This window comes from Microbacterium sp. JZ37 (genome assembly GCF_035188445.1).
GTDB classification, from domain to species: Bacteria; Actinomycetota; Actinomycetes; order Actinomycetales; family Microbacteriaceae; genus Microbacterium; species Microbacterium barkeri.
Genome location: NZ_CP045253.1, coordinates 1131355 through 1147214, shown reverse-complemented (window position 1 = coordinate 1147214; position 15860 = coordinate 1131355). Strand labels below are relative to the sequence as shown.

Genomic DNA, 15860 nt, shown 5'->3' with positions numbered 1-15860 from the left:
AGGATATGCCCGCGCGGGGCGTGGCTCGGTGCGACGAGGGCGGGCCACCGGAGATCCGGTGGCCCGCCCTCGTCGCGTCGCGCGCTACTTCTTCTTCGCGGCCCTGCGCTGCTCGCGGTTCTGCGGCACGGGCGCCGCGGCGCCGTCGTCGTCGGTCCGCTGGCCGAACGCGCCGCGCGGCGCGTCCTTCTGACGGGCGCGGTCGGTCTGCGACTTCTGCACCTGGCCGCGCTCGTTGCGCACCTCGACGTCGCCGTCCTCGCTGGGCGCCGAGTACTCGAGACGCTGCTCGGCCGGCGCTTCGGCAAGACCCTTGGCCTCCACCTGCGGCGCGGCCTGATCGTCCTCGCCGACCTTGCGCACCTCGACCTCGAGGTTGAAGAGGTAGCCGACGGCCTCCTCCTTGATCTGCCCCATCATCGCCTGGAACATCGAGTACCCCTCGCGCTGGTACTCGATGAGCGGGTCGCGCTGCGCCATGGCCCGCAGGCCGATGCCGTCCTTGAGGTAGTCCATCTCGTAGAGGTGGTCGCGCCAGCGGCGGTCGAGCACCTGGAGCACGACGCGGCGCTCGAGCTCGCGCACGGCCTTCTCGCCCAGCTGCTCCTCGCGCTTCGCGTACGCGATCTTCGCGTCGCTGAGCAGCTCGCGCTTGAGCGCCTCGGCGGTGATGCCGCCCTTGCGCGCCCCGGCCTCGGCCACGACCTCGTCGATCGTCACGCCGACCGGGTACAGCGTCTTGAGCTCCGTCCAGAGCGCGTCGAAGTCCCAGCTCTCGTTGTGGCCGCCCGACGTGTGGTCGTCGACGATCGCCGTGATGGCGTCCTCGATGAAGTGCTCGACGCGGTCCTTGATGTCGTCGCCGTGCAGGATGGTCCGGCGGTCGGCGTAGATCGCCTCGCGCTGGCGGTTGAGGACGTCGTCGTACTTCAGGACGTTCTTGCGGGCCTCGGCGTTGCGCGACTCGACGGCCGCCTGCGCGTTCTTGATGAGGCGCGAGACGAGCTTCGACTCGATCGCGACGTCGTCCGGGAAGTCGGTGCGCGACAGGAGCGCGTCGGCCGGGCCCGACTGGAAGCGGCGCATGAGGTCGTCGGTGAGGCTCAGGTAGAAGCGGCTCTCACCGGGGTCGCCCTGACGGCCCGCGCGTCCTCGGAGCTGGTTGTCGATGCGACGCGACTCGTGGCGCTCGGTGCCGAGCACGTAGAGACCGCCGGCCTCGCGCACCTTGGCGGCCTCCTCCTCGACGCGCTCCTTGACGGCGTCGAAGACGGCGGGCCACTCGGCCTCGTACTCCTCCGGCGTCTCCTCGGGAGAGAGACCCTTGGCCTTCATCTCCTGGACGGCGATGAACTCGGCGTTGCCGCCGAGCATGATGTCGGTGCCTCGACCCGCCATGTTGGTCGCGACCGTGACGGCGCCGAGCTGACCGGCGCGCGCGACGACCTCGGCCTCGCGTGCGTGGTTCTTCGCGTTGAGGACCTCGTGCCGGATGCCCTTCTTCGACAGCAGGCGCGACAGGTACTCGCTCTTCTCGACGCTGACGGTGCCGACGAGCACCGGCTGACCGTTCGCGTGGCGCTCGGCGATGTCCTCGACGACCTGCGCGAACTTGCCCTGCTCGTTCTTGTAGACGAGATCGGTCTGGTCCTTGCGGACCATGGGCCGGTTGGTCGGGATCGGGATGACCCCGAGCTGGTACGTCGACATGAACTCGGCGGCCTCGGTCTCGGCCGTGCCCGTCATGCCCGCGAGCTTGTCGTAGAGGCGGAAGTAGTTCTGCAGCGTGACGGTGGCGAGCGTCTGGTTCTCGGCCTTGACCGGGACGCCCTCCTTCGCCTCGATCGCCTGGTGCATGCCCTCGTTGTAGCGGCGGCCCACGAGGATGCGGCCGGTGTGCTCGTCGACGATCATGACCTCGTCGTTCATGACGACGTAGTCGGTGTCGCGCTTGAAGAGGGCCTTGGCCTTGATCGAGTTGTTGAGGAACGAGATGAGCGGGGTGTTCGCCGACTCGTACAGGTTGTCGATGCCAAGGTAGTCCTCGACCTTCTCGATGCCCGCCTCGAGAACGCCGACCGTGCGCTTCTTGATGTCGACCTCGTAGTCGACGCCCTCCTCGAGGGTGCGCGCGATCTTGGCGAACTCGGCGAACCAGCGGTTGGCCTCGCCCGACGACGGGCCCGAGATGATGAGCGGCGTGCGGGCCTCGTCGATGAGGATCGAGTCGACCTCGTCGACCACCGCGAAGAAGTGGCCGCGCTGGACGAGATCCTCCTTGCGCCACGCCATGTTGTCGCGCAGGTAGTCGAAGCCGAACTCGTTGTTCGTGCCGTAGGTGATGTCGGCCGCGTACTGCTCCCGGCGCACGGCGGGCGTCTGGCCCGACACGATGATGCCGGTGGTCATGCCGAGGGCGCGGTACACGCGGCCCATGAGCTCGGCCTGATACGACGCGAGGTAGTCGTTGACGGTGACGACGTGGACGCCCTTGCCGGCGATCGCGTTGAGGTACGAGGGGAACGTGGCGACGAGCGTCTTGCCCTCACCGGTCTTCATCTCGGCGATGTTGCCCAGGTGGAGCGCGGCCCCGCCCATGAGCTGCACATCGTACGCGCGCATCCCGAGCGTGCGCTTGGCGGCCTCGCGGACCGCCGCGAACGCCTCGGGCATGAGCTGGTCGAGCGTCTCGCCCTTCTCGTGGCGCGCGCGGAGCTCAGCGGTCTCGCTGCGCAGCTCCTCGTCGGTCAGCTTCGCGTAGTCCTCCTCGAGGGCGTTCACGGCGGTGACCACCCGCTGCAGCTGCCGTCGGACGCGTCCTTCGCCGGCACGGAGCAGCTTCTCGAACGGATTTGCCACGTATCACTCCTCGATCGGGTGCCTCATCCCGGGCGGATGGGCCAGGTCGCCGTCGAACGGCGACGGGCATACTCGCCCATGTTATCCGGCCGTGACAATGACCGGCCAGCAGACTCTCAGTCGGCGCGCTCACCCCATCCGCCCGACGCGCTCAGCTGTCGGAGGAGGTGCCCGTTTCGGCGGCGGATGAGGCGGCGCAGATACGGAACGAGGACGAGCCGCTCCGCGATCGCGCCGAGCACCGGCGCGGCGAGCTCGATCTCATCGATCATGCGCGACCCGGTGCCGTGCGGCTCGAACACGTGAACGTGACGGAACAGCCGGAACGGTCCGCGCATCTGCTCATCGACGAAGCGCACCCCCTCCTCCAGCTCGGTGATCGCCGAGGTCATCGTCCACGGGACGCCGAAGTGCCAGGCGCGCCAGGTGACCGTCTCCCCGAGGCCGATCGAGCCCGCCGTGACGCCCCCGATCGCGCGCTCGCGAGACGCGGCCATGGACGCGACGTGCGCATCGACGTCGAGCGACACCGCGAACAGGCGCTCCGGCGGGAAGGCGGTGTCCGTCACGATCGTGAAGCGGCTACTCATATCGCGATGCTCGCACGGCGCCTGCTCGAGACCGCGCAGCCCGCGCCAGGTGTCGACTCCGCGCCGAACGCCGCGCCCCTGCCGCCGTCATCGGCGCGGACTGACACACTCGCGCGCGCACCGCGACTTCGGCGCCGACGCGCACACTCGCGGCGGCGCCGCACCGATGTCTCGACGTTGAGAGACGATGCGCGGCTCCTTGAGAGGATGGCCACGAGCGGCTCGCGCCGCGGGAGGGGGATGCGGATGGCCGACACCGAGCGGATCGCGGTCGTCGCGGGAGCGAGCGGCTTCGTCGGACGCGCGCTCGTCCGCGCGCTCGAGGCGGAGGGGCGCACGGTTCGCACGATCGGCCGCGGCGGACCCGCCCGGTGGGACGACCCCGCGTCGATCGCCGCGGCGATCGATGGCGCGGATCTCGTCGTGAACCTCGCCGGGAAGTCCGTCAACTGCCGGTACACCAACCCCCATCGCGACGAGATCCTGCGGTCCCGCGTCGACACGACCCGCGCGCTCCGCGAGGCGATCGCCGCCTCAGCGCGGCCTCCGCGCGTGTGGATGAACGCGAGCACGGCCACCATCTACCGGCACGCGACGGACCGCCCTCAGACCGAGAGCACGGGCGAGCTCGGCACGGGCTTCTCGGTCGACGTCGCGCGGGAGTGGGAGCGCGAGCTCTTCGCGGGCGACCTCCCGGCCACGCGCCGCGTCGCGCTGCGGATGGCCATCGTCCTCGGCGACGGGCCGGCGACCCGGCTGCTCTTCCTCCTCGCCCGCCTCGGCATCGGCGGCCCGCAGATCGACGGATGGTGGTTCCCCCATCGCCGCTACCGCGGGATCGGCTCCGCCCCGAGCGGCGACGGACGCGCCCCGCGGCACCGCACGGGCGGCCGCCAGCGGTTCAGCTGGGTGCACATCGACGACGTGATCGCGGCCATCCGCTTCCTCGAGACGCACGACGACATCGACGGCGTCGTCAACGTCGCGTCTCCGAACCCGAGCGACAATCGCACGCTCATGCGGACCCTGCGCCGCATCGTCGGCGCGCGCTTCGGCCTGCCCGCGTGGCGCTTCATGCTCGAGCCCGCGATGTGGGTCATCCGCACCGAGCCCGAGCTCGTGCTGAAGAGCAGGTGGGTCGTTCCCGAGCGGCTCATCGCCGCCGGCTTCCGCTTCTCGCACCCCGCCCTCCTCGAGGCGCTGCAGGACGTCGCGCCGCGCCGCTGACCTGCGAGGATGCCGCGAATCGGCGACCGGATCCCTTACCGCATGGCGGTCGGCTTGTCGAGGGTGCATCCGCAGCGTCACGCGCTGTCTATCATTCAGTCAGGAGCTGTTCACGAGACGTCGTCCGGGAATCCCCGCCTCCGTCGGATCGGCTCCATGTTCCCCGTCCTGACGGCGTCCGCCGTAAGTAGATACGAGGTGATTGATGACGCTTCTGGGCACCCCTTCCGGTCGCACCGCACACTCCCCGCGCGAGGTCGCTCCCGACCATGCCGCCACGCGCCTTCATGACGGGATCCTGCATCTCGTCGAGGAGTCCACACCGGACGAGGCCCAGACAGCCGATCTCCTCGCGCTCGCCGATCTCCTCGAGCGCGCGGGTCTGCAGCCGCTCCTCCTGCGCCGGACGAGTGGGCGGCCCGCCCTCGCGCTCGATGTCGAGGACAAGCCCGCCGCGCTCGCCGCGCTGGCCGCCGACGAGGGTCCGTGGACGGCGGCGCGCTCGGCCCGACGCGTTCCCGTGCCGCTCTCCTCGGGGGTCGAGTCCGCGTTCGCGAAGGACGTCGCGGTGCTCTTCCGCCCGCGCATCGTGCCGTCGGGCACGCTGAGCTACGGCGCCGACTGCGGCGTGCGCCTCGAGTTCTGGCGTCGCGAGGGCGCCATCGTGCGCGCCCCGCGACGGAACGCGCTGACCCGCCACGTGATCGCGGCGGACGACCTCGCTCTGACGACCATCCGCCGGCATGGACGCGAGTGGCGCACGCTCGAGGGGATGTTCGATGCGGGTCCGCACGAGGTGACCTTCGACATCGACATGGTCTTCTCGTGGGTCGACGGCTCGTCCAACGACTTCCAGCGCGAGCGCGCGAAGCGCATGAACGCCTACGTCGTCGGGGAGGGCGACGCGCACGCCGCGCGCTACCGCCACGTCGACGAGCTGCGCTACGCCCTGCGCAGCGTGCACATGTTCGCCCCGTGGGTCCGCCGCATCTTCATCGCGACCGACAGCCCCGCGCCGCGCTGGCTCGCCGAGCACCCGCGGGTGACGATCGTCCGCAGCGAGGAGTTCTTCGCCGACCCGACGGTCCTCCCGACCCACAACTCGCACGCCGTCGAGGCGCAGCTCCACCGCATCCCGGGCATCGCCGAGCACTTCCTGTACTCGAACGACGACATGTTCTTCGGCCGTCCGGTCTCTCCCGAGATGTTCTTCACCGCGGGCGGGCTCACGAAGTACGTCGAATGCGGCGTGCGCATCGGCGTCGGCCCCTCGCGGCCGAGCCGATCCGGCCACGACAACGCGGCGCGCGTCAACCGCGACCTCCTGCGCGAGCGCTTCGGACGGGTCATCCTTCGAGACCTGCAGCACTGCGCCACGCCGCACAGCCGCGAGGTGATGTTCGAGCTGGAGCGCGAGTTCCCCGAGGAGTTCGCGCGGACGGCGGCGGCCCGCTTCCGCAGCGCGACCGACATCTCGGTCACGAACTCGCTCTACCACTACTACGCGACGTTCACCGGCCGTGCTCTCGCGACGACCGAGCCGCGGACGGCGTACATCCAGACGACGCAGCGCGATGCGCCCGCGCGGATGGGGCGACTGCTGTCCGGGCGGGACGTCGACATGTTCTGCCTCAACGACGGCAGCGAGCCCGAGCTGCCGGAGGAGCTGCGCGCACGGGTCGTCCGGGAGACGCTCGAGGCCTACTTCCCCGTCAAGGCGCCGTGGGAGAGCGACTGACCGTCACCCCACGAGCGGCAGCGGCTCCGTCGGCGGCGCGACCTGCTCGGCGACCGGCGCGTCGGATGCGACCGTGCGGGACGGGCTCGCGGGCGGGATGACCACGCCCGCGCGCTCGAGCCGGCGCGCGGTCTCCTCGGCCGAGGTGATCTCGGCGGGCGGCGCGTCCGAGAACGGCACCACCGAGTGGACGATCGTCTCGTCGTAGACGTGCACGAGGTTGTACGACTGCGCGCCGTCGCGCGGCTGCATGCCGCCGTCGGCGATGCGCAGGTCCTGCGTGTAGCAGGACGACGACGCGACCGACACCGGGATCCCGGCGAATGTCGCCGTCGACGAGAAGTGCACGTGGCCCGCGAGGATGGCCCGGACGTCGCTCCCCCGCAGCACCTCGGCGAGCGCCTGCTGATCGCGCAGCTCGACGAGCGTCGCGAGATCCAGCACGCACGGGATGGGCGGGTGGTGCATCGCGAGGATGGTCCCGCGCGGCGCGGGCAGGGCGAGCTCGAGTGACAGCCACTCGAGCTGCTCCGCCGACACCTCGCCGTGGTGCGCTCCGGGCACCGACGTGTCGAGCACGATGACGCGAAGCCCGTCGAGGTCGTGGACCGCGTCGACCGGTGCGTCGCCCGTCTCGCCGAGGAGCTCGCGTCGGAACGGGTCGCGGGCGTCGTGGTTGCCCATGACCCAGATCACGCGCGCCCCGAGGCGCTCCGCGGCGGGCGCGACGGCGTCGCGGAGCTGCCGGTAGGCGTCGCGCTCGCCGAGATCGGCGAGGTCGCCGGTGAAGACCAGCGCGTCGGGGCGCGCCCCGGACTGCTCGATCTCCGCGAGCATGCGGCTCACGTGCTCGGCGGCGTCGATCCCGAAGACGCCGCCCTCGGCTCTCAGATGCGTGTCGCTCAGATGGACGAGCACGTGACTCGGGCGCGCGTACTCGGATCTCCGTGGCGTCATCGACGGTCCGGCCATGTTCGCGATGGTAGCGAGGCGCCTCGCACTCTCAGCGCGACACAAGGCGATGTCCGGGAATCTCTGCGATCCGCCATCCGATCGGTACGCTCGTATCTGCATACGCGGCATCCCTTTTCGCCGCGCGGACCGGAGGTGCGGATGTCGGTGCGACACGGACTGCTGGCGATCCTGGATCAGGGCCCCTGCTACGGGTACCAGCTGCGCACCGAGTTCGCGCGCCGCACGGGGGGAACGCGCACCCTCAACGTCGGGCAGATCTACAACACGCTCGAGCGCCTCGAGCGCGACGGGCTCGTCGAGCGCGGCGAACCCGACGCGCAGGGGCACGTCTACTGGAGCATCACGCCCGCCGGCCGCGAGGCGGCGCAGCTGTGGCTCGAGACGCCCGTGGATCCATCGGATCGCGACGCGCTCGCGGTCAAGCTCGCCCTCGCCGCGACCCTCCCGGGCGTCGACGCGGGCGCCGTGCTCCGCGCCGAGCGCGAGGCCGTCGACGCCCGGATCGAGGGTCTGCGCGCCGCCGTGTACCCCGGTTCGGAGCAGGAGGGGCCCGAGCGGGTCGCGTGGTCGCTGATCTCCGACGCGCTCCTCTTCTCCGCGGAGGCGGATGCCCGCTGGCTCGCGCACGCCGAGGAGCGTCTCGCCGCGCATCCCGACCACGCGCTCGCGCTCGACCTCTCGACCGAGCGCCCGAAGCGCGGCCGCCCCGCGCGCCCCGTCGCCGCCGTCTGACGCGCGGCTGCTGCCGCGTTTCGCGGCAACCGCGACGCGAACCGGCCCGCGAATCGGCCCCTCCCGCGCACCCCCAGCACCTGCCACAACTAAAGCGCTTTACATTGCGCCGATTCTCCCGTACGCTCGCTCATCAGCACCCGGAGAGCGCGAAGGCGCGTGCTCCCGATGAGTGCCTCGAACACGAGGAGAAGGAACATGGCAAAGAAGGCATGGGCAGGCGCCGCGATGCTCGCCGGCGGTGCGCTGCTGCTGACCGCGTGCGGCGGCGGCGCGGCGAACGACGCCGACAACACCATCGACGGCGAGCCCTCGGGCGAGATCAAGGTCGTCACCTGGCGCACCGACCTCGTCGAGGACGGCACGTTCGAGAAGTACGCGGAGGAGTTCCAGAAGCTCCACCCCGACGTGACCGTGACGTTCGAGGGCATCACCGACTACGAGGGCGAGATGAAGACGCGCCTCAGCACGACGAACTACGGCGACGTCATCGGCATCCCCTCGATGCTGCCGAGCCAGTACGAGCAGTTCCTCGAGCCGCTCGGCGAGACCGAGGAGCTCGCCGACACGTACCGCTTCCTCACGACGCACACCTACGAGGGCACGCAGTACGGCCTCGCGATCGGCGGCAACGCCAACGGCATCCTCTACAACAAGCGGGTGTTCGAGGAGGCGGGCGTCGAGACGCTGCCGACGACCGAGGACGAGTGGCTCGAGGCACTCCGCCTCGTCGACGAGAACACCGACGCCATCCCGTACTACACGAACTACAAGGACGGATGGCCGCTGTCGCAGGCCTTCAGCAACCTCGGCGCGATCACGAACGACCCCGACGCGGGCATCACGCTCGCCGAGGACCCCGAGCCGTGGACCGAGGGCACCGACGTCTACGCGATCGACTCGCTTCTCTACGAGACCGTGGCGGCGGGTCTCACCGAGGACGACCCCCTCACGACGAACTGGGAGAAGTCGAAGGTCGACTTCGCGACGGGCCGGATCGCCACGATGGCGCTCGGCTCCTGGGCCGTGTCGCAGATGCAGGCCGCGGCCGAGGAGAACGGCGCCTCCCCCGAGGACGTCGGCTTCATGGCCTTCCCCGCGAACGTCGACGGCCAGCAGTACGCCACGATCGGCGGCGACTACAACCTCGGCGTGAGCCGCCACTCCGAGCACAAGGCCGCGGCGTGGGCCTTCATCCAGTGGCTCATCGAGGACTCGGGCTTCACCGAGACGCAGAACATGATCTCGACCGTCATCGACAAGCCCGCGCCCGACTACCTCGCCGAGCTCGAGTCCGCCGGCGTCGAGCTCCTCGAGACGAACCCCGCGCCCGAGGGCAAGGAGAACCTCCTCCGCGAGATCGCGGACACCGCGCAGATCGACCTGTGGGGCCCGCTGTACCGGCAGAAGCTCGTCGACATCGCCCGCGGCGCCGCCGACGGCGACAAGGAGACCTCCTTCGCCGAGCTGAACTCGACCTGGAGCGACGCCCAGGCCCGGGTCGGCGAGTAAGCCGACCACGAGACGGAGACACCATGACGACCTCGGCTCCCGCCGGCGCATCCGCCGCCACGCGCGCCGCCGTCATCGTGCCCTCGCCCGAGCGCCGGGGGCGCGGCTCGCGCCGCGACCCCGGCGCCCCGGGCGCGGGGCGCCGACGAGCCGGACCGCTCTGCAGCGACTGACCCCCTGGTTCTTCCTCTCGGGAGCGGTGGGCCTGCTGCTCCTCTTCAGCTACTGGCCCGCCCTCAACCTGCTGTACTACAGCGTCACGGACTGGGACGGCCTCGACCTCGAGAAGAACTTCGTCGGGCTCGAGAACTACATCGAGGTCTTCACGAACCCGCGCATCTTCAGCGTGTTCGGCGTGAGCCTCTACTACTTCGCCGCGTCCTTCGCGCAGATGGCGATCGCGCTCTACTTCGCCACCCTCCTGAGCTTCTCGACGAGGTTCTCGAACTTCTTCCGCGGCGTCCTGTTCTTCCCGTACCTCATCAACGGCGTCGCGATCGGCTTCGTCTTCCTGTACCTCTTCCAGCCGGGCGGCACGCTCGACACGGTGCTCTCCTGGTTCGGCGTGGCAGAGCCTCCGCAGTGGCTCGGCGACCCGGAGGTCGTGAACTACTCGCTCGCCGCGACGTCGGTGTGGCGGTACACCGGTCTCAACTTCGTCCTGTTCCTCGGCGCGATCCAGTCGATCCCGGGCGACCTGTACGAGGCCGCCGAGCTCGACGGCGCGAGCCGCTGGCAGCAGTTCTGGGCGATCATCTTCCCCGGCATCCGCCGCATCATCGGCCTCTCGTTCATCCTCGCCATCTCCGGCAGCCTGAGCGTCTTCGAGGTGCCGTTCGTCATGACCGGCGGCGCCAACGGATCGAGCACGTTCGTGATCGAGACCCTCTCGACCGCGTTCAGCTTCCGCAACGTCGGGCTCGCGTCCGCCATGGCGGTCGTGCTGCTCGCGATCGTCCTGCTGGTGACGTGGATCCAGCGACTGGTGTTCCCCGACGAGAAGGTGGACCTGACATGACCGCGATCGCATCCGCGCGCACCCCGCTCATGCGACTGCGCAGCATGAGCGCCACGACGGCCAAGTACGTCAGCCTGATCATCGGCGCGGTCCTCACGCTGCTCCCGCTGTCGGTCGTGCTCATCGCCGCGCTCAAGACCGAGCAGGAGTACCTGCAGACCGGTCCGTTCGACCCTCCGGCCAACTGGCTCAATCTCGAGAACTTCGCGACGGCGTTCGAGAGCGGCCGGATGCTCGAGGGATTCGTCAACACCCTCATCGTCCTCGGCGTCTCGCTCGTGGGCACCATCATCCTCGGCACGATGTGCGCGTACGCGCTCGATCGCTTCGCCTTCCGCGGGAAGAAGCTCATCTTCGGGCTCTTCCTCGTCGCGACGCTCATCCCCGGCGTGACGACGCAGGTGGCGACCTTCCAGCTCATCAACGGCATGGGCCTCTACGACACCAAGATCGCGCTGATCCTGCTCTTCATGGGCACCGACATCATCGCCATCTACCTGTTCATCCAGTTCATGTCGTCGATCCCCGTCTCCCTCGACGAGGCGGCCATGATCGACGGCGCGAGCCGGTGGACGATCTACTGGCGCGTCATCCTGCCGCTGCTGCGCCCCGCGATCGCGACCGTCGTCATCATCAAGGGCATCGCGGTCTACAACGAGTTCTACATGCCGTTCCTCTACCTGCCGTCCGAGGGGCTCATCTCGACGTCGCTGTTCCGGTTCAAGGGGCCGTTCGGCGCGCAGTGGGAGCTCATCGCCGCCGGCTCGATCCTCGTCATCATCCCGACCCTGGTCGCCTTCCTGTTCCTGCAGAAGTGGATCTACCGGGGCCTCACCTCAGGAGCCGTCAAGTGACCGACATCCTCGCCCTCGCCCCCGCCGTCATCCGCCGCGACCTGCACGAAGGCTGGAGCGCGCGCGCCGTGGCCGGTCCGGTCCCGGAGTCGGTCGCGGGCGCGACCATCCCCGCGACGGTGCCCGGGTGCATCCACACCGACCTGCTCGCGGCCGGCCTCATCGACGACCCGTATCTCGACGACAACGAGGCCGCCCAGCGGTGGATCGGGCTGACCGACTGGACGTACGAGACGACGTTCACGTGGTCGGCGGATGGCCATGAGCGGCACGATCTCGTGTTCGACGGTCTCGACACGGTCGCGACGGTGACCCTGAACGGGCGCGTCGTGCTCGAGTCCGCGAACCAGCACCGCACCTACCGCGTCGACGCGCGGGACGCGCTTGTCGAGGGCCACAACGTGCTCGTCGTGGCGTTCTCCTCGCCCGTGAAGTACGCGGGCGCCCGCAGCATGGAGTACGGCGCCCGACCGCGCCCGTACCCGCTGCCGTACGAGGCCATCCGGAAATCCGCCGCGAGCTTCGGCTGGGACTGGGGCATCGCGACCGCGACGAGCGGCATCTGGCGGCCCGTGCGGCTCGAGTCCTGGTCCATCGCGCGCATCGCCGAGGTGCGCGTGGACGCCGCGCCGACCCCGGATGGCGGCGCGCTGCGCGCGGATGTGCGCGTCGAGCGCGCGGACGCCGATCGCGCACTGCATCTCGCGGTCGAGATCGACGGCCGCACGGCCGAGGCGGAGCTCGCCATGGGAATGGACGCCGCGCACATCGAGGTCGCGGTCCCGGGCGCCGCGCTCTGGTGGCCTGCCGGCTACGGGGAGCAGCCGCTGTACGACGTGCGGCTCGCGCTGTCGGCCGATGACGCGCCGCTCGACGAGGCGACCCGTCGGGTCGGCTTCCGCTCGGCGCGCTGGGACACGACCCCCGATGCCGACGGCACGCCGTTCGCGCTGCACGTCAACGACGTGCCGGTGTTCGTCAAGGGCGTGAACTGGATCCCCGACGACGCGCTCGTCACGCGCGTCGACGCCGCCCGCTACGAGCGTCGGCTCCGTCAGGCGCAGGCCGCCGGCATCAACCTCATCCGCATCTGGGGCGGCGGCATCTACGAGTCGGACGACCTCTTCCGCCTGTGCGACGAGCTGGGGCTCCTCACCTGGCAGGACTTCCTGCTCGCGTGCGCGGCCTACCCCGAGGAGGAGCCGCTGCGCGGCGAGATCGAGGCCGAGGCGCGCGATCAGATCGTGCGGCTGTCCGCTCACCCCTCGCTCGTGCTCCTGTGCGGCAGCAATGAGAACCTCATGGGCTTCGCGGAGTGGGGATGGCAGACGGCCCTCGACGGTGCGACGTGGGGTGCGCACTACTACTTCGAGCTCTTCCCGTCGCTCGTCGCCGAGCTCGCGCCGCACATCCCCTACGCTCCCGGCAGCCCGTTCAGCCCGAACGGCGAGGGTCCGAGCGACGACGCCCACGGATCCGTGCACCTCTGGGAGCAGTGGAACCGCCAGGACTGGCTCACCTACCGCGACCACCGGCCGCGCTTCGTCGCCGAGTTCGGATGGCAGGGCCCGGCGACGTGGACCACGCTGCGCGACGCCGTGTCCGACGATCCGCTCACTCCGGAGTCGCCGGGGATGATCGTCCACCAGAAGGCGATGGAGGGGAACACGAAGCTCACGAACGGGCTCCTCCCCCACTTCCGCATGCCGCGCGACATGGAGGGCTGGCACTGGGCGATGCAGCTCAACCAGGCGCTGGCCGTCCGGACGGCTCTCGAGCACTTCCGGTCCTGGGCCCCGGTCACGATGGGCGCGATCGTCTGGCAGCTCAACGACTGCTGGCCGGTCACGAGCTGGGCGGCGATCGACGGCGCCGAGCGGCTGAAGCCGCTGTGGCACGCCCTCAAGCAGGCCTTCGCGCCGCGGATCGCCACCATCCAGCCGCGCGGCGACGGGCTCGCGGTCGTCCTCTCGAACGACACGGGAGAGACGTGGGAGGGCACGCTCGCGACGGCCCGGCGCGGCTTCGACGGGACGGCCATCGCGGAGGACGCGCAGCCCTTCTCGGTCCCGCCGCGCGGAACGACGACGCTCCCCCTTCGCCCCCAGCTCGCGACACCGGATGACGCGGCGGCCGAGCTCGTCGTCGCGTCGGCGGGCGACGTACGGGGCCTGTGGTTCTTCGCCGAGCCGCGCGACTCGCGCCTCGCTCCGGCCGTCCTCGACTTCGGGGTGCGCCCTGTCGACGGCGGCACCGAGGTGGAGATCACCGCGCGGAACCTCGTGCGCGACCTGTCCCTGCTCGTCGACAAGGCGCATCCCGACGCCGTCACGGAGGACGGGCTGTTCACCCTGCTGCCCGGCGAGACGGCCGTCTTCCGCGTGCGGCATCCGGAGCCGATCGATCTGCCCGCCCTCCTCTCCGAGCGGGTCATCCGCACGGCCAACGAGCTGGTCGCGCGATGACCCTCGACGACGGATACGTCTGCGGCATGACGTGGGGGTGGACCGGCGTGCGCGGCACGTGGGCGACTCCCGCCGCGGCCGACTCGATGCGGCGGATGGCCGACCACTCCGTGACCTGGACGGCGCTCGCGTACGGCGCCCTGCAGGACACGGCGATCAGCACCGACATCCGCTTCCAGGACGAGCCCACCGTGACCGACGACGAGATCATCTGGGCCATCCGCGAGGCGAAGGCGCTCGGGCTCAGAGTCTGCCTCAAGCCCGTCGTGAACGTCGCCGACGGGACCTGGCGCGCGCACATCGGCTTCTTCGACTGGGACGTGCCGGGCGAGCCGAGCTGGACGCAGTGGTTCGCGTCGTATCGCGCGTTCATCCTGCACGCCGCGCGCATCGCGGAGCGCGAGGGCTGCGAGATGCTCTGCATCGGCTGCGAGATGGTGCGCGCCGACGCGCGCGAGGCCGAGTGGCGGGCGCTCATCGCGGATGTCCGCGCGGAGTACCGCGGTCTCGTCACCTACAACTGCGACAAGTACCAGGAGGACCGCATCACCTGGTGGGACGCGGTCGACGTCATCAGCTCCAGCGGCTACTACCCCGAGGACGCGTGGGAAGCGCAGCTCGACCGGATCGAGCCCGTCGTCGCCGCCCACGGCAAGCCGTTCCTGTTCCTGGAGGCCGGATGCCCGTCGCGCGAGGGGTCAGCCGCCCTCCCGAACGACTGGAGCCTCGCGGGCGCGCCTTCGGGTGAGGAGCAGCTGCGCTACTACCGGACGATGTTCGCCGCGTGCGATGCGCGCGACTGGGTGCGCGGATTCATGCTGTGGGACTGGCCCGCCCAGCTGTACGCCCCCGACGAGGCGGCGCGCAACGACGACTACTGCCCCTACGCCAAGCCCGCGGGCGGATGGCTGCGCGACGCGTATGCGGAGCGCGGGTGACCGCCGGGAGGAGAGAGATGACCGTCCTGTCGATCGACGCCGGCCAGACCGGCGTCCGCGCCCGCGTGGCCGGAGGCGTCGCGCGCGAGTCCCCCGGGCTCCGCACCCACGAGCCCTTGCCCGTGCAGCTCGCCGCGGCCGCGCGGCGAGCGATCGACGAGGGCGCGACCGAGGTCGATGCCGTCGTCGTCGGGGCCTCGGGCCTCGTCGACGGCGGCGCCGATGCGGCCGCTCTGCACGCGCTCCTCGCCGATGCCGGCGTGCGCGAGGTGCGGCTCGCCCACGACTCCATCACGTCGTACCTCGGGGCCCTCGGCGATGTGCACGGAGCGGTCGTCGCCGCGGGGACGGGCGTCGTCACGCTCGCTGTGGGCCCCGAGAGCTCGTGCCGCGTCGACGGCTGGGGGCACATCATGGGCGACGCGGGCAGCGGCTACTGGATCGGCAGGGAGGCGCTCGACGCGGTCATGCGCGCGCACGACGGCCGCGGACCGGCGACCCTGCTGAGCGACGACGTGCGCACCGTGTGGCGCGACCTCGAGACCGCCTACATCCTGCTCCAGTCCGACCCGTCGCGCGTGAGCAGGGTCGCATCGTTCGCGCGCGTGGTCGCGCGCCGTGCGGCCGACGGCGATCCGGTCGCGCTCGACATCTCGCGGCGCGCCGGCGAGCAGCTCGCGCTGAGTGTCGTCGCCGGTCTCCGCCGAGCGGGGCTCGAGGGCGCGGACGCGCCCGTGGCCCCGATCGGCGGCGTCTTCGGCTCGGCTCCGATCGCCGATGCCTTCTCGGCCGCGCTCGCCGGGCGCGCTCCCCATGCGCGCATCGTGACCGCGCGGGGCTCGGGCCTCGACGGCGCGACCCTGCTCTCGGGCGTGGGCCCCGGCCATCCGCTCGCCGCCTCGGTCGCGGTCGTGCGACGCTGAGCCGGTCCGCGCAGGCGTGGCATAGGGTT

At 70.7% G+C, this 15860-nt stretch carries 13 protein-coding genes; 10 read left to right on the top strand and 3 right to left on the bottom strand.

The features are described from left to right. Nucleotides 1–84: 84 nt before the first annotated feature. Complete coding sequence (gene secA, locus GC092_RS05120; RefSeq protein ID WP_282978643.1) at nt 85–2859, bottom strand: preprotein translocase subunit SecA; 2775 nt, start codon at nt 2857–2859, stop codon at nt 85–87. Nucleotides 2860–2975: 116 nt separating this feature from the next. Continuing rightward, on the bottom strand, nt 2976–3449 hold the full coding sequence (locus GC092_RS05115; protein WP_324014297.1) for an SRPBCC family protein: 474 nt from the start codon (nt 3447–3449) through the stop codon (nt 2976–2978). Between the two features lie 246 nt (nt 3450–3695). Between GC092_RS05115 and GC092_RS05110 the strand changes: the two genes are divergently transcribed. Together GC092_RS05110 and GC092_RS05105 are read left to right on the top strand one after the other, a co-directional pair. Continuing rightward, nucleotides 3696–4676, top strand: coding sequence for an epimerase (locus tag GC092_RS05110; protein WP_324014296.1), 981 nt, complete (start codon nt 3696–3698; stop codon nt 4674–4676). A gap of 205 nt (nt 4677–4881) precedes the next feature. Then, nucleotides 4882–6414 carry a stealth family protein gene (locus GC092_RS05105; RefSeq protein ID WP_324014295.1) on the top strand — a complete coding sequence of 511 codons (1533 nt, stop codon included), beginning with the start codon at nt 4882–4884 and terminating at the stop codon, nt 6412–6414. 3 nt (nt 6415–6417) lie between these two features. Here GC092_RS05105 and GC092_RS05100 read toward each other — a convergent pair whose 3' ends face one another. After that, entirely contained in the window at nt 6418–7386 is a 969-nt protein-coding gene (locus tag GC092_RS05100; protein ID WP_324014294.1) for a phosphodiesterase, read from the bottom strand. Between the two features lie 141 nt (nt 7387–7527). Between GC092_RS05100 and GC092_RS05095 the strand changes: the two genes are divergently transcribed. The 8 genes from GC092_RS05095 (at nt 7528) to GC092_RS05060 (ending at nt 15831) form a co-directional block, all read left to right on the top strand. Continuing rightward, complete coding sequence (locus GC092_RS05095) at nt 7528–8121, top strand: PadR family transcriptional regulator (protein WP_324014293.1); 594 nt, start codon at nt 7528–7530, stop codon at nt 8119–8121. 198 nt (nt 8122–8319) lie between these two features. Next, nucleotides 8320–9633, top strand: a complete 1314-nt coding sequence (locus GC092_RS05090) for an ABC transporter substrate-binding protein (RefSeq protein ID WP_271172802.1) — start codon at nt 8320–8322, stop codon at nt 9631–9633. A gap of 23 nt (nt 9634–9656) precedes the next feature. Continuing rightward, the gene (locus tag GC092_RS05085; protein WP_324014292.1) at nt 9657–9806 is read left to right on the top strand and encodes a hypothetical protein; all 150 of its coding nucleotides are present in this window, start codon (nt 9657–9659) and stop codon (nt 9804–9806) included. Between the two features lie 26 nt (nt 9807–9832). Then, complete coding sequence (locus GC092_RS05080; protein WP_324014291.1) at nt 9833–10651, top strand: carbohydrate ABC transporter permease; 819 nt, start codon at nt 9833–9835, stop codon at nt 10649–10651. After that, the gene (locus GC092_RS05075) at nt 10648–11505 is read left to right on the top strand and encodes a carbohydrate ABC transporter permease (protein ID WP_282978652.1); all 858 of its coding nucleotides are present in this window, start codon (nt 10648–10650) and stop codon (nt 11503–11505) included. Before GC092_RS05080 ends, GC092_RS05075 begins: the two co-directional genes overlap by 4 nt. Further along, nucleotides 11502–13970 carry a glycoside hydrolase family 2 protein gene (locus tag GC092_RS05070; RefSeq protein WP_324014290.1) on the top strand — a complete coding sequence of 823 codons (2469 nt, stop codon included), beginning with the start codon at nt 11502–11504 and terminating at the stop codon, nt 13968–13970. Before GC092_RS05075 ends, GC092_RS05070 begins: the two co-directional genes overlap by 4 nt. Then, a complete protein-coding gene (locus GC092_RS05065) occupies nt 13967–14908 on the top strand; it encodes a glycoside hydrolase family 113 (RefSeq protein WP_324014289.1) in 942 nt (313 codons plus the stop codon). Before GC092_RS05070 ends, GC092_RS05065 begins: the two co-directional genes overlap by 4 nt. Before the next feature lie 17 nt (nt 14909–14925). Then, a complete protein-coding gene (locus GC092_RS05060; protein WP_324014288.1) occupies nt 14926–15831 on the top strand; it encodes an N-acetylglucosamine kinase in 906 nt (301 codons plus the stop codon). The last annotated feature ends 29 nt before the right edge of the window (nt 15832–15860 follow it).

Coding starts and splice junctions, on each gene's coding strand:
- GC092_RS05115 (WP_324014297.1), bottom strand. CDS start 3,449: ATGAGTAGCCGCTTCACGATCGTGACGGACACCGCCTTCCCGCCGGAG.
- GC092_RS05110 (WP_324014296.1), top strand. CDS start 3,696: ATGGCCGACACCGAGCGGATCGCGGTCGTCGCGGGAGCGAGCGGCTTC.
- GC092_RS05105 (WP_324014295.1), top strand. CDS start 4,882: ATGACGCTTCTGGGCACCCCTTCCGGTCGCACCGCACACTCCCCGCGC.
- GC092_RS05100 (WP_324014294.1), bottom strand. CDS start 7,386: ATGGCCGGACCGTCGATGACGCCACGGAGATCCGAGTACGCGCGCCCG.
- GC092_RS05095 (WP_324014293.1), top strand. CDS start 7,528: ATGTCGGTGCGACACGGACTGCTGGCGATCCTGGATCAGGGCCCCTGC.
- GC092_RS05090 (WP_271172802.1), top strand. CDS start 8,320: ATGGCAAAGAAGGCATGGGCAGGCGCCGCGATGCTCGCCGGCGGTGCG.
- GC092_RS05085 (WP_324014292.1), top strand. CDS start 9,657: ATGACGACCTCGGCTCCCGCCGGCGCATCCGCCGCCACGCGCGCCGCC.
- GC092_RS05075 (WP_282978652.1), top strand. CDS start 10,648: ATGACCGCGATCGCATCCGCGCGCACCCCGCTCATGCGACTGCGCAGC.
- GC092_RS05065 (WP_324014289.1), top strand. CDS start 13,967: ATGACCCTCGACGACGGATACGTCTGCGGCATGACGTGGGGGTGGACC.
- GC092_RS05060 (WP_324014288.1), top strand. CDS start 14,926: ATGACCGTCCTGTCGATCGACGCCGGCCAGACCGGCGTCCGCGCCCGC.